13 protein-coding genes are annotated in these 13,404 nt (G+C 69.6%); 8 read left to right on the plus strand and 5 right to left on the minus strand.

Annotated elements, in window-relative coordinates:
- Nucleotides 1-172: 172 nt before the first annotated feature.
- The 5 genes from ACFY8W_RS19085 to dnaA all read right to left on the minus strand — a co-directional run bounded on the left by ACFY8W_RS19085 (nucleotide 173) and on the right by dnaA (nucleotide 6,857).
- Nucleotides 173-745, minus strand: coding sequence for a DciA family protein (locus tag ACFY8W_RS19085; RefSeq protein ID WP_391106294.1), 573 nt, complete (start codon nucleotides 743-745; stop codon nucleotides 173-175).
- Nucleotides 742-1,863, minus strand: coding sequence for a DNA replication/repair protein RecF (recF, locus tag ACFY8W_RS19090; protein WP_391106296.1), 1,122 nt, complete (start codon nucleotides 1,861-1,863; stop codon nucleotides 742-744). The genes ACFY8W_RS19085 and recF overlap by 4 nt, the downstream gene beginning before the upstream one ends.
- 59 nt (nucleotides 1,864-1,922) lie before the next feature.
- Nucleotides 1,923-2,801, minus strand: a complete 879-nt coding sequence (gnd, locus tag ACFY8W_RS19095; protein WP_391106297.1) for a phosphogluconate dehydrogenase (NAD(+)-dependent, decarboxylating) — start codon at nucleotides 2,799-2,801, stop codon at nucleotides 1,923-1,925.
- 99 nt (nucleotides 2,802-2,900) lie between these two features.
- Nucleotides 2,901-4,031 (minus strand): DNA polymerase III subunit beta, encoded by a 1,131-nt coding sequence (dnaN, locus tag ACFY8W_RS19100; protein ID WP_386867906.1) that lies wholly within the window; start codon nucleotides 4,029-4,031, stop codon nucleotides 2,901-2,903.
- Between the two features lie 1,053 nt (nucleotides 4,032-5,084).
- Complete coding sequence (gene dnaA, locus ACFY8W_RS19105) at nucleotides 5,085-6,857, minus strand: chromosomal replication initiator protein DnaA (protein WP_391106298.1); 1,773 nt, start codon at nucleotides 6,855-6,857, stop codon at nucleotides 5,085-5,087.
- A 381-nt stretch (nucleotides 6,858-7,238) separates the two neighbouring features.
- On the opposite strand from dnaA, the gene rpmH reads away from it, so the two are divergent.
- The 8 genes from rpmH to ACFY8W_RS19145 all read left to right on the plus strand — a co-directional run bounded on the left by rpmH (nucleotide 7,239) and on the right by ACFY8W_RS19145 (nucleotide 13,296).
- Nucleotides 7,239-7,376, plus strand: a complete 138-nt coding sequence (rpmH, locus tag ACFY8W_RS19110; protein ID WP_125638610.1) for a 50S ribosomal protein L34 — start codon at nucleotides 7,239-7,241, stop codon at nucleotides 7,374-7,376.
- A gap of 19 nt (nucleotides 7,377-7,395) precedes the next feature.
- The gene (gene rnpA / locus ACFY8W_RS19115) at nucleotides 7,396-7,767 is read left to right on the plus strand and encodes a ribonuclease P protein component (protein ID WP_391106300.1); all 372 of its coding nucleotides are present in this window, start codon (nucleotides 7,396-7,398) and stop codon (nucleotides 7,765-7,767) included.
- On the plus strand, nucleotides 7,764-8,090 hold the full coding sequence (gene yidD / locus ACFY8W_RS19120; protein ID WP_128983195.1) for a membrane protein insertion efficiency factor YidD: 327 nt from the start codon (nucleotides 7,764-7,766) through the stop codon (nucleotides 8,088-8,090). Before rnpA ends, yidD begins: the two co-directional genes overlap by 4 nt.
- 3 nt (nucleotides 8,091-8,093) lie before the next feature.
- Nucleotides 8,094-9,422, plus strand: coding sequence for a membrane protein insertase YidC (gene yidC / locus ACFY8W_RS19125; protein WP_391106302.1), 1,329 nt, complete (start codon nucleotides 8,094-8,096; stop codon nucleotides 9,420-9,422).
- A gap of 29 nt (nucleotides 9,423-9,451) precedes the next feature.
- The gene (locus ACFY8W_RS19130) at nucleotides 9,452-9,961 is read left to right on the plus strand and encodes a R3H domain-containing nucleic acid-binding protein (RefSeq protein WP_391106304.1); all 510 of its coding nucleotides are present in this window, start codon (nucleotides 9,452-9,454) and stop codon (nucleotides 9,959-9,961) included.
- A gap of 117 nt (nucleotides 9,962-10,078) precedes the next feature.
- Nucleotides 10,079-10,795 (plus strand): 16S rRNA (guanine(527)-N(7))-methyltransferase RsmG, encoded by a 717-nt coding sequence (gene rsmG / locus ACFY8W_RS19135; protein ID WP_391106306.1) that lies wholly within the window; start codon nucleotides 10,079-10,081, stop codon nucleotides 10,793-10,795.
- A 291-nt stretch (nucleotides 10,796-11,086) separates the two neighbouring features.
- A complete protein-coding gene (locus ACFY8W_RS19140) occupies nucleotides 11,087-12,175 on the plus strand; it encodes an AAA family ATPase (RefSeq protein WP_391106879.1) in 1,089 nt (362 codons plus the stop codon).
- On the plus strand, nucleotides 12,172-13,296 hold the full coding sequence (locus ACFY8W_RS19145; RefSeq protein ID WP_391106308.1) for a ParB/RepB/Spo0J family partition protein: 1,125 nt from the start codon (nucleotides 12,172-12,174) through the stop codon (nucleotides 13,294-13,296). Before ACFY8W_RS19140 ends, ACFY8W_RS19145 begins: the two co-directional genes overlap by 4 nt.
- The last annotated feature ends 108 nt before the right edge of the window (nucleotides 13,297-13,404 follow it).

Consider the following 13,404-nt stretch of genomic DNA (forward strand, 5'->3'; position numbering starts at 1 on the left):
GGAGAGGGGCTCCAGAGGCCTCTGACGGCCACCTAGCGCTTCGGGCGGTGACGGCGAGTGGCACCCGGCTGTGGGCGGTCGATTCCGCAGGGCGGAACGGGTGGGCACAGCCATCGCGGGCACGGCGCCCTACCGCTCGGACCTGCGCCCCGACGGACCTCTCGGGGCCCGGCTACCCGTACGTGTCGCCCGGCCCCGTGGATCCCGGCGCCCGCAGCGGCCCGTACCCCCGTCGCGGCCCGCCCGGCCCGAGGACCTTGATCATCCGCACGGTCCCGTGCCCCAGGTCCTCGTTCAGCCGCGCCACCAGCCGCGGCGCGAGCAGCCGCAGCTGCGTCGCCCACGCCGTGGAGTCGCACTGCACGGTGAGCACCCGCTCCTCGGGGTCCTCGTCGTACTTCAGCGGTACGCAGTGCTTGGCGAGGTCCTCGCCGACGATCTGCGGCCAGCGGCCCATGACGCCGCCGACCGCCGCGGGCGTCTCCCAGCCCCGCTCGGTGATCAGCCGGTTGATCGCGGCGCCGAGCGCCATCGGGTCGCGTCCGTCGGCGTGCGCGCCGGAGCGCAGTCCGCCGCCGCGCCGGGCCTGCTTCTTCTGCGCCGCCGCCGCGCCCCGCGCCCGCGCCTGCTCCTTGGCGGCGCGCAGTGCGACCCGGGCGAGATCCACACCGGACGGTTCGGGGGTCGGTCCGGCCGTCGGAGCCGAAGACTTGTCCACAGGCTGTGGGGAAGTGTTCTCGCTCATACGCGCTCCACCGCCCCGCCGGACACCTCGTACCGCGTCCCCGTGAGCACGCCCGGCACGTCGTCGTCGACCGCCGCCGTGACGAGCACCTGCTCGCCCGGCGCGACCAGCTCCGCGAGCCGCTCGCGCCGGCGCGCGTCGAGCTCGGCGAAGACGTCGTCGAGGACGAGCACCGGCTCGTTGCCCTCGGCCCGCAGCAGGTCGTACGAGGCGAGGCGCAGCGCCAGCGCGTACGACCAGGACTCGCCGTGGCTCGCGTACCCCTTGGCCGGCAGGTCGCCGAGCTTGAGCAGCAGGTCGTCGCGGTGCGGCCCGACCAGCGTGACGCCCCGCTCGATCTCCTGCTTGCGTACGTCGGCGAGCGCGGCGATCAGCTGTCCGTACAGCTCCTCGCGGGTGTGCCCGGCGCCGGGCGCGGACGGCTTGTACTCCAGCTGGACCGGCCCGCCGCCGGGGGCCAGCTGCTCGTACGCCTTGTCGGCGAGCGGCCGGAGCATCCCGATGAGGTCGAGCCGCTGGGCGAGCAGCTCGGCGCCGGCCCGGGCCAGGTGCTGGTCCCAGACGTCCAGGGTGGACATGTCCATGGAACGGCCGCCGTGCCGCCGGGCCATGGCGGCGGACTTCAGGAGCGTGTTGCGCTGCTTGAGCACCCGCTCGTAGTCGGAGCGGACGCCCGCCATGCGCGGCGCGCGCGCCGTGATCAGCTCGTCGAGGAAGCGCCGGCGCTCGCCGGGGTCGCCCTTGATCAGCGCCAGGTCCTCGGGCGCGAACAGCACCGTGCGGATGATGCCGAGCACATCACGGGGCTTGACCTGCGAGGACCTGTTGATACGGGCGCGGTTCGCCCGGCCCGGGTTGAGCTCGAGCTCGACCAGCTGGGAGCGTTCTCCCTGGGTGACGGCGGCCCTGATGATCGCCCGCTCCGCGCCCATCCGCACGAGCGGGGCGTCGGAGGCGACGCGATGGCTGCCGAGGGTCGCGAGATAGCCGATCGCCTCGACGAGATTGGTCTTGCCCTGGCCGTTCGCCCCCACGAACGCGGTGACGCCCGGGTCGAGCGGGACCTCGACCCGGGCGTACGAGCGGAAGTCGGCCAGCGACAGATGCGTGACGTGCATGGTGGGCGCCGACCTTCTTCCCCCGGCGGCTGTGCACCGCGGGGTGCACAGCCTGTGGATTACTTCTTCGTCTCGACCGCGTGGCCGCCGAACTGGTTGCGCAGTGCGGCGATCATCTTCATCTGCGGCGAGTCGTCCTGACGCGACGCGAACCGCGCGAACAGCGACGCGGTGATCGCGGGCAGCGGTACGGCGTTGTCGATGGCGGCCTCGACGGTCCACCGGCCCTCGCCGGAGTCCGACGCGTAGCCGCGCAGCTTGTCCAGGTGCTCGTCCTCGTCGAGGGCGTTGACCGCCAGGTCGAGCAGCCACGAGCGGATGACGGTGCCCTCCTGCCAGGAGCGGAAGACCTCGCGGACGTCGGTGACGGAGTCGACCTTCTCCAGGAGCTCCCAGCCCTCGGCGTAGGCCTGCATCATCGCGTACTCGATGCCGTTGTGGACCATCTTCGCGAAGTGGCCGGCGCCGACCTTGCCCGCGTGCACGGAGCCGAACTGGCCCTCGGGCTTCAGCGCGTCGAAGATCGGCTGGACGCGGGCCACGTGCTCGGCGTCGCCGCCGTACATCAGCGCGTAGCCGTTCTCCAGGCCCCAGACGCCGCCGGAGACGCCGCAGTCGACGAACCCGATGCCCTTGGCGGCGAGCTCCTCGGCGTGCTTCTCGTCGTCGGTCCAGCGGGAGTTCCCGCCGTCCACGACGATGTCGCCGGGGGAGAGCAGCTGGGCCAGCTCGTCGATGGTCGACTGGGTGGCGGCACCGGCGGGGACCATGACCCACACGACGCGCGGACCCTTGAGCTTCCCCACAAGCTCCTCGAGGCTGTGGACATCGGCGAGGTCCGGGTTGCGGTCGTATCCGATGACGGTGTGGCCGGCGCGGCGAATGCGCTCGCGCATGTTGCCGCCCATCTTGCCGAGACCGACGAGACCGAGCTCCATCAGAGATTCCTTAAGCGTCGTGTGCGGTTCGTACCCGGGTCCGAGCCTACGCCCGGACCCGCGTGCACACCTGTGGGGTCAGCCGCTCAGTCGACGCCGTCAGCCCGAGAGACGAACGGGCATGATCAGGTACTTGTAGGCCTCGTCCGCCTCCGCGTCGAGCGCCGGCTTGCCGCTCAGGAGCGCCGGCTTCGTGGAGGTCGTGAAGGAGAGCTGGGCGACCGGGGAGTCGATCGCGCTCAGGCCGTCCAGCAGGAAGGTCGGGTTGAAGGCGATCGAGATGTCGTCGCCCTCCAGCTGCGCGTCCACACGCTCCACAGCCTGTGCGTCGTCGCTGGAGCCGGCCTCCAGGATGAGAACGCCCTGCTCGAAGCTGAGGCGCACCGGGGTGTTGCGCTCGGCCACCAGGGCCACGCGCTTGACGGCCTCGACGAAGGGGGCGGTCTCGATCACCGCGACCGAGTTGAACTCGGTGGGGAACAGCGTCCGGTACTTCGGCAGGTCGCCTTCGAGCAGACGGGTGGTGGTGCGGCGGCCCGCGCCCTCGAAACCGATCAGACCCTCGCCCTTGCCGGAGCCGGAGAGCGCCAGGGTGACCGAGTCGCCGCTGGTCAGCGACTTGGCCGTGTCCAGGAGGGTCTTCGCGGGCACCAGCGCGACGGCGGAGGTGTCCGGGGACTCCGGCTTCCACAGGAACTCGCGGACCGCGAAGCGGTAGCGGTCGGTGGAGGCCAGGGTGACGGTGTCGCCCTCGATCTCGATGCGCACACCGGTGAGGACGGGCAGCGTGTCGTCACGGCCGGCGGCGATGGCCACCTGCGCGGCAGCGGCGGCGAAGACCTCGCCGGGGACGGTGCCGGTCGCGGTCGGCATCTCGGGCAGCGCCGGGTACTCCTCCACAGGCAGGGTGTGGAGGGTGAAGCGGGAGGAGCCGCAGACCACGGTCGCCCGTACACCGTCTGTGGAGATCTCCACCGGGCGGTTGGGGAGGGCGCGGCAGATGTCGGCGAGCAGGCGGCCGGAGACGAGGACGGTGCCGTCCTCCTCGACCTCCGCCTCGACGGAGACCCGCGCCGAGACCTCGTAGTCGAAGCTCGAGAAGCTCAGCGCGCCGTCCTCGGCCTTCAGCAGAAGGCCCGCGAGTACGGGCGCCGGCGGACGGGCCGGAAGGCTGCGGGCCACCCACGCCACCGCCTCCGCGAGTACATCGCGCTCCACCCGGATCTTCACCGGAACCGCCTCCTGCTTGTTGCTGGCTCTTCGTCGACTGCGGGAACCAGTCTGACGTACGCCACCGACACTCGGTGCGGCTCGGGGTCAAGTCGCGACAAGAGGTCGCCGAGGCTCCGGGCTCGAGTTGTGCACAGGCCCCGCTTCAAAGCGGATTCCGAGCTAACTATGAGTGGGAGTAGTAGTAGGGCCTGTGGAAACCGTGGATAACGTCGTCCGCGCAGGTCAGGCCCAGTTTTTTGTCCACTGCCCCTGTGGGTGGAACCGGTGGACAACTGACGTGTTCTGTGGACACACGAAAGTTCTGCACACCCGATTCACAGGCTACGGGGAGTTCTCCCCAGTGCTGTCCCCAGCTTTCCCCAGGTTCCCCACAGCCCAAACGTCTCCCTTGGTGTGACGGCTTTCACTCGGGCCAGTGAGGCCGGGCGTTTCGTTGCCGAACAGTGGACAGCGGTGTGGAGAAGCTGTGGGCAACCGGCCGCTGCCTGTGGGCGGCCGGTGGACAACCGCGCGGCGCCCCTGTGGACGGATCTTTCATCCACAGGCTGTGGAGATCGTTTGCCAACAATTCCACAGGGCTCTGACCTGGTGTGATGATCTGTCACCAGGGGGACCTGTGGATGCAATCCGGATAACTCGACAGTCCCCACCCTGTGGACGGGAGATCATCCCCCAATCTGTGGAGAACCCGCCACCGGAACGCAGTAATCGAACAGAGCGACCCACAGGCGACGGCGCGGTGAAGCCGCGGCGAGGGTCCGGGAGGCCGCGGTGAGGGTCCGGGAGGCCGCGGTGAGGGTCCGGGAGGCCGCGGTGAGGGTCCGGGGAGGCCGCGGCGGGGGCCCGGGGAGGGCCTGGCGGAGCTCTGGGGAGGCCGCGGCGAGGTGCCGGTGAGGCTGGGAGGTTCTGGCGGCGGCCGGGCGGCGATCGGGCGGCGATCGGGCGGCGGCCGCGCGGCGGGCGCGCGGCAGGCGCGGTCGGCTTCGGGAACGCCGAAGGGCGCCCCGGGAGGTGTCCGGAGCGCCCTTCGGAAGGCCGCGGTAGCGGTCGTCAGCCGTTCTTGATGCGGTTGGTCAGCTCGGTGACCTGGTTGTAGATCGAGCGCCGCTCCGCCATCAGCGCACGGATCTTGCGGTCCGCGTGCATGACGGTCGTGTGGTCCCGCCCGCCGAACTGCGCGCCGATCTTCGGCAGCGACAGGTCCGTGAGCTCACGGCACAGATACATGGCGATCTGGCGGGCGGTGACGAGCACGCGGCTGCGCGAGGACCCGCAGAGGTCCTCCACCGTCAGACCGAAGTAGTCGGCCGTGGCCGCCATGATCGCGCCGGCGGTGATCTCCGGAGCCGTGTCCTCGCCGCCCGGGATCAGGTCCTTGAGGACGATCTCGGTGAGTCCGAGGTCCACCGGCTGCCGGTTGAGGCTCGCGAACGCGGTGACGCGGATCAGCGCGCCCTCCAGCTCACGGATGTTCCGCGAGATCCGGGAGGCGATGAACTCCAGCACCTCCGGCGGGGCGTTCAGCTGCTCCTGGACGGCCTTCTTGCGCAGGATCGCGATGCGGGTCTCCAGCTCCGGCGGCTGCACGTCGGTGGTGAGGCCCCACTCGAAGCGGTTGCGGAGCCGGTCCTCCAGCGTCATCAGCTGCTTCGGCGGCCGGTCGGAGGAGAGCACGATCTGCTTGTTGGCGTTGTGGAGCGTGTTGAACGTGTGGAAGAACTCCTCCTGCGTCGACTCCTTGCTCGCGAGGAACTGGATGTCGTCGACCAGCAGGATGTCCACATCGCGGTAGCGCTTGCGGAACGCGTCGCCCTTGCCGTCACGGATCGAGTTGATGAACTCGTTCGTGAACTCCTCCGAGCTCACGTACCGCACCCGGGTGCCCGGGTAGAGGCTGCGCGCGTAGTGCCCGATCGCGTGGAGCAGATGGGTCTTGCCGAGGCCCGACTCCCCGTAGATGAAGAGCGGGTTGTACGCCTTCGCCGGCGCCTCGGCCACCGCGACCGCGGCCGCGTGTGCGAAGCGGTTCGAGGAACCGATGACGAAGGTGTCGAAGAGGTACTTGGGGTTCAGCCGGGCGTGCTGCTCGCCCGGTGCACCCGAGCCGGCGCCCTGACCCGACGAGGCGCCGCCCATGCCGGTCGTGCCGGCTCCGGGGCGGGGGCCGCGGCCGGCGGGGCCGGGGCCGGGGCCGTCCGCGTCGGGCAGCTCGGCCCGCTCGGGGCGCTGCGGCGCCTGCTCGTACGGAGGGCGCTCGTCGTAGCGCGGCTGCTGGGGCTGCTGGGGCCGCGGCGTCGCGTACGGATCGCGCTCCTGGAAGCCGCCGAGCCGCTGCTGCTGCCAGGTCACGTCCTCCTGGACGCGCGGCCAGACGCCCGGGTCGGGGCGCTGCTGCTGGTACTCGGGATAGGCGGGCCGGGCGGTCGGCAGACCGTCGTCCGGCATCGGACGCCCGTAGTCGTCGTAGCTCTCGTAGCTGTCGTAGCTGTCGTACGTGCCGTACGGCTGCGGTGCCGCAGGCCGGGCCGGCGGCGCGGGCGGCGTCGGCTCGCCCGCGGAGTCGTCGACGGTGATCGCGATCCGGATCGGCCGGCCGCACGCGCGGCTGAGGGCCTCGCTGATCAGCGGGGCGAGCCGGCCTTCGAGGACCTGCTTGCCGTACTCGTTGGGGACGGCGAGGAGCGCGGTGTCGGCCACCAGTGCGAGCGGCTGGCAGCGCTCGATCCACTGCTTGTCCTTGGGCTCGATGCCCTGGCCTTCGCCGAGGAGCTGTTCCAGCACGCGCGGCCACACTGCGGCAAGATCGGCAGGTACGTCAGCCACGGGGCACGCTTCCTCATTGGTCCCACGAAGGTGTGGTTCTGCGGGACGGTGGGTCGAAGTCCGGAAGGACAGGTAAGGACAGAACGGAAAAGATTGCGGAGTCCAGCCACGGTAGTCGTGGCGGCTGACGTGGTTCAAGTTGTTGTCCACAGCCTGTGCACAGAGGACCCCGATGACCGGTCGGTTTGACCGGATGGCGTAGCCGCGCGTACCGTAACCAGGTCGAGTTGTCGATGGCTGCTGCCGCCTGCCTACCGATGGGCGAAGATCACCATATGTGATCGCGAAGCGGTGCACTCGGGCGTATGCGAGCTACTCGTGGGCGCACGGTGACAGCCAGGCGATGTCCCGCCACCAACGAATCATTACTGGAGCCCCCGAGTGAGCAAGCGCACCTTCCAGCCGAACAACCGTCGTCGCGCGAAGACCCACGGTTTCCGCCTGCGCATGCGTACCCGTGCCGGCCGCGCCATCCTGGCCGCTCGCCGTGGCAAGGGTCGCGCCCGCCTGTCCGCCTGATCCGCGCACAGGTCATGACGTGCTGCCTACCGAGAATCGGCTGAGGCGGCGCGAGGACTTCGCGACCGCGGTACGCAGAGGACGCCGGGCCGGCCGCCCGCTCCTCGTCGTCCATCTACGCAGCGGTGCAACGGACCCGCACGCGCCTGGGGAGAGCGCTCCCCCGACGCGTGCGGGTTTCGTCGTGAGCAAGGCCGTAGGCGGCGCGGTCGTCCGCAACCAGGTGAAGCGTCGCCTCCGCCATCTCGTCCGCGATCGGCTCACCGAGCTTCCCCCCGGTAGCCTGGTGGTCGTACGGGCGTTGCCCGGAGCCGGTGACGCCGACCACGTTCAGCTGGCCCGAGACCTGGACGCCGCTCTCCAGCGGTTGCTGGGAGGGGGCACGCGATGAAGTACCCGCTGCTGGCTCTCATCAAGCTGTACCAGTGGACGATCAGCCCGCTCCTGGGTCCCGTCTGCCGGTACTACCCGTCGTGTTCCCACTACGGATTCACGGCCATCGACCGGCATGGCGCGATCAAGGGCACTGCCCTGACCGCCTGGCGCATCCTGCGGTGCAACCCGTGGTCGCCCGGCGGCGTGGACCATGTTCCCCCGCGTAAGCGGCCGCGTTGGCACGAGATGCTGCGGGACGCGCTGCGTGGAGACAAGGGCGGGTCCACCGCCGAGACGAGCCCGGCTGCAGAGACCTCGCCCAATGCTCAAGGAGCCTGATTAGTGGACACGATTGCCAATTTTTTCAGCTTCATCACCACACCTGTCTCATGGGTGATCGTCCAGTTCCACAAGTTGTACGGGGCGATCTTCGGCCCTGACACGGGCTGGGCCTGGGGCCTGTCGATCGTGTCCCTCGTGGTGCTGATCCGTATCTGCCTGATCCCGCTCTTCGTGAAGCAGATCAAGTCGACGCGGAACATGCAGGCGCTCCAGCCGAAGATGAAGGCGATCCAGGAGCGCTACAAGAGCGACAAGCAGCGTCAGTCCGAAGAGATGATGAAGCTGTACAAGGAGACGGGCACCAACCCGCTCTCCTCGTGCCTTCCCATCCTGGCGCAGTCGCCGTTCTTCTTCGCCCTGTACTCGGTGCTCTCGCACATCGCCGAGGGCAAGACGATCGGTGTCATCAACCAGTCGCTGCTGGACAGCGCCCGTCAGGCCCACATCTTCGGTGCCCCGCTGGCCGCCAAGTTCACGGACAGCGCGGAAAAGGTCGAGGCCCTCGGTGCCTCGATCACCGACGTGCGCATCGTCACCGCGGTCATGATCATCCTGATGTCGGCCTCGCAGTTCTTCACCCAGCGCCAGCTGATGATGAAGAACGTCGACCTCTCCGTGAAGACCCCGTACATGCAGCAGCAGAAGATGCTCATGTACATCTTCCCGGTGATCTTCGCCGTCATGGGCATCAACTTCCCCGTCGGTGTCCTCGTCTACTGGCTGACCACCAACGTGTGGACCATGGGCCAGCAGATGTACGTGATCAACCAGAACCCGACTCCGGGCAGCAAGGCCCAGGACGCCTACCTGCAGCGTCTGCTCAAGAGCGTCACCCACCACGGTGAGGTCCGCGGTCGCCGCCGGAAGAACATCGTCAAGGTGATCGTCGCCAAGGGCAGCAGCGACCGCAACGAGAACGAGCGCCGCTTCTTCACGGGCCTGGCCAAGGCCGGCTTCGCCGCCCAGGCCGACGGCACCGTGCTCAGGAGCGACACCGTGACCGCCGAGGCGGAGGGCGGTGCCGCCACCGCTCGGCGCCAGCAGCCCAAGCGTCAGACCAAGGCCCAGCGCCAGGCCGCCGCCCAGCACGCGAAGGACACCGAGGCGTCCGTCGAGTCCGAGGACGCGGTCTCCGAGGAGGCGACGACTCCCTCGCTGGAGAAGAAGCCGCAGTCCTCCGCGAAGGCTGCCAAGACCGGTTCCAAGGGCCAAGGCGACCAGCCGGCCCGTCCGAGCCGGGCGAACTCCGGCGGCTCCCGCCAGGGCCAGGCCAAGTCCGGTCAGCGCAAGGGCCAGCAGCGGCCCAAGCACCCCTCCTCCAAGAAGTAAGCCTCCACGAAGCAAGAAGGAGTCCATCCGTGACGGAAGGCACCACCTCCGCCGCCGAGGGTGGCGACACCCTGACCCGCCTGGAGCAGGAGGGTGAGATCGCGGCCGACTACCTCGAGGGCCTGCTCGACATCGCCGACCTCGACGGCGACATCGACATGGACGTCGAGGCGGACCGGGCCTCGGTCTCGATCATCAGTGACTCCGGCAGCCGTGACCTGCAGAAGCTGGTCGGCCGCGACGGAGAGGTGCTTGAGGCCCTTCAGGAGCTGACCCGGCTCGCCGTCCACCGGGAGACCGGGGACCGGAGCCGTCTGATGCTCGACATCGCGGGCTTCCGTGCCAAGAAGCGCACCGAGCTCGCCGAGCTGGGCGCCAAGGCTGCCGAGGACGTCAAGACCTCCGGCCAGCCGGTGAAGCTCGACCCGATGACGCCGTTCGAGCGCAAGGTCGTGCACGACGCGGTCGCCGCCGCCGGTCTGCGCAGCGAGTCCGAGGGCGAGGAGCCGCAGCGCTTCGTCGTCGTGCTTCCTGCCTGAACCCTCACGTAGAGTCGGCCCCGTCTGTTCGCAGGCGGGGCCGAATTTTGTCAGCCTGATAGTCAGCCACACAGTGCGCTCGCGCGGTATGCGTGCGGTACGGAAGGACGGTTCCCCGTGACGGAGGCAGCGGAGCTTCCCCAGGCGCCGGAGCAGGCCCGGACAGTCTTCGGCGAGTACTTCCCGGAGGCGGTCCGGTACGCGGAGCTCCTGGCGGATGCCGGGGTCAAGCGCGGTCTCATCGGCCCGCGTGAGGTTCCCCGGCTCTGGGAACGCCATCTCCTGAACTGTGCCGTGCTCTCCGAGGTCGTTCCCGAGGGCGTCACGGTCTGCGACGTGGGCTCGGGCGCCGGTCTGCCGGGCATTCCGCTGGCCCTGGTCCGGCGGGACCTGAAGATCACGCTGCTCGAGCCGCTGCTCCGCCGCACCAACTTCCTCCAGGAGGTCGTCGAGCTCCTCGGCCTCGACCATGTGACCGTCGTGCGCGGTCGCGCCGAGGAGATGCTGGGCAAGCTGCCGCCCGTGCATGTCGTGACCGCCCGCGCCGTGGCGCCGCTCGACCGGCTCGCCGGCTGGGGCGTGCCGCTGCTCCGTCCCTACGGAGAGATGCTCGCCCTCAAGGGCGACACGGCGGAGGAAGAGATCAACGGTGCTCGTGCCGCGCTCTCCAAGCTCGGTGTGGTCGAAGCCTCGGTGCTGCAGGTGGGCGAGGGCATCGTCGATCCGATGACCACGGTCGTCCGGGTCGAGGTGGGCGAGAGCCCCGGTGGTGTGAGGTTCGCCGCCAAGCGCGCCAAGGCCGCCCGGTCCGCCCGGCCGCGCCGCCGCCGCTGAGCGCCCTTTTTGTCGTGAACCCCAGCGGGCGAGACCTGCCCGCTGATCCGTACAAGCTGCGATACGTACAGATTTCGGAGTGTCGAGCGGTCCTGGCCCTGTGGCGCGTGCATCGTGTTTCACGTGAAACGTCGCTCACTGCTGCAGGGGATCATCAGCCGCGGCCGCGCGGCTGCCACGCCCTGGGACCGCAAGCCGCCGGTGAAGCCCCCCGTGAGGGTGAGGGGGTTGTCCACAGAGGTGGATTCATCCACAGAACCACGGGCCTCGCTGGTTCACGACCCCGAAAGCATGGCAGGCTCTGCTCATCGCGAGCCTGAAGCCGAGGAGAGTGAATCCTTGCGGTCCGACGCCAACATCGCGGGACCGATGACCGATCCGGTCCCCGGTCCCCGAACCGAATCGGTAGGGATGGATGTTTCACGTGAAACACCGCCTCCGATGGACGACACCCCCATTGGTCGTGCTGCCCAGCTGGCCGTAGAGGCGCTGGGTCGTGCCGGCGAGGGGCTTCCTCGGCCTGCCCAGACCCGCGTGATGGTGGTTGCCAACCAGAAGGGCGGCGTGGGCAAGACGACCACGACGGTCAACCTTGCCGCCTCCCTGGCCCTGCACGGGGCCCGTGTCCTGGTCGTCGACCTCGACCCGCAGGGCAATGCCTCCACCGCGCTCGGCATCGACCACCACGCCGACGTCCCGTCGATCTATGACGTTCTGGTGGAGAGCCGACCGCTCTCCGAGGTCGTCCAGCCGGTACGGGATGTCGAGGGCCTCTTCTGCGCCCCTGCCACGATCGACCTCGCCGGTGCCGAGATCGAGCTGGTCTCGCTGGTGGCACGCGAGAGTCGGCTGCAGCGGGCGATCCAGGCCTACGAGCAGCCGCTCGACTACATCCTGATCGACTGCCCGCCCTCGCTCGGTCTGCTGACGGTCAACGCCCTCGTGGCCGGAGCCGAGGTGCTCATCCCGATCCAGTGCGAGTACTACGCGCTGGAGGGACTGGGTCAGCTGCTGCGGAACGTCGATCTGGTACGGGGGCACCTCAACCCCACCCTGCATGTGTCGACGATCCTCCTCACCATGTACGACGGCCGCACCAGGCTCGCCTCCCAGGTCGCCGACGAGGTGCGGAGCCACTTCGGCGAGGAGGTCCTGCGGACCAGCATTCCGAGGTCCGTACGCATCTCGGAGGCACCGAGCTACGGGCAGACCGTGCTCACCTACGATCCGGGCTCCAGCGGTGCCCTGTCGTATCTCGAAGCGGCGCGCGAGATCGCCCTGCGTGGGGTCGATGTCGGCTATGACGCCACCCAGGCCCATGGGGGACAGCCTCCGATGGGTCACCAGAACAGCCAGCGAATGTCGGAGGGGATGCAGTGAGCGAGCGACGTAGGGGGCTGGGGCGTGGGCTCGGTGCGCTGATCCCCGCTGCTCCCCAGGAGCGACCGGTGCCGGCTGTCGGAGTGGGCTCTGTCCCGGCCGCGGCTTCTCCCGGAGCCATTCCGGCTCTCGGCTCTGAGCGTGGCGTGGCCGCGGCGAAGCTGGCGACCCTTCCGTCGAGCCCGCAGTCCCCGGACTCCGTGGTTCCGATGGCCGAGCCCGAGCCGGTGCCGGAGACCGCCGCCGGGGCGCACTTCGCCGAGCTGCCGCTGGACTTCATCACGCCGAACCCGCGCCAGCCGCGTGAGGTGTTCGACGAGGACGCCCTGGCCGAGCTGATCACCTCCATCAAGGAGGTGGGTCTGCTCCAGCCCGTTGTCGTCCGCCAGCTGGGCCCCGAGCGGTACGAGCTCATCATGGGCGAGCGCCGCTGGCGGGCCTGCCGTGAGGCCGGCCTGGAGCGGATCCCCGCCATCGTCCGCGCCACCGAGGACGAGAAGCTGCTGCTCGACGCCCTCCTGGAGAACCTGCACCGGGCGCAGCTGAACCCGCTGGAAGAGGCCGCCGCCTACGACCAGCTCCTGAAGGACTTCAACTGCACCCATGACCAGCTGGCCGACCGCATCGGTCGCTCGCGCCCGCAGGTCTCCAACACGCTGCGTCTGCTGCGGCTCTCTCCGCCCGTGCAACGCCGGGTCGCCGCCGGTGTCCTGTCGGCCGGTCACGCCCGTGCCCTGCTTTCCGTGGAGGACGCGGAGGTCCAGGACAAGCTGGCCTACCGGATCGTGGCCGAGGGGCTCTCGGTGCGGGCCGTGGAGGAGATCGTCACGCTCATGGGCTCGGAGCCCTCGTCTCCGGTGAAGCCCAAGAGTCCGCGGGCGGGTGCGCGGGTCTCTCCGGCACTGCGTGAGCTGGCGACCCGGCTCTCCGACCGCTTCGAGACCCGGGTGAAGGTCGACCTGGGCCAGAAGAAGGGCAAGATCACCGTCGAGTTCGCCTCGATGGAGGACCTGGAGCGGATCCTCGCGACCCTGGCTCCGGGCGAGGGCCGGGTCATGGACCAGGCTTCGGCGGCTCAGGACGCCGAGGACGTGCAGGACGAGCAGGGCTCCGAGGGCTGAGATCCCTCTTTTCGTCCTCAGGGCGGAGCGTGTTCCGGCGTTCACCGGAACACGCTCCGCCCTTTGCCTGTCCGCGGTTTCGCCCCGATGGCCCCCTCGTTACGATTC

Source organism: Streptomyces sp. NPDC012637 (assembly GCF_042954805.1).
Taxonomy (GTDB): Bacteria; Actinomycetota; Actinomycetes; order Streptomycetales; family Streptomycetaceae; genus Streptomyces.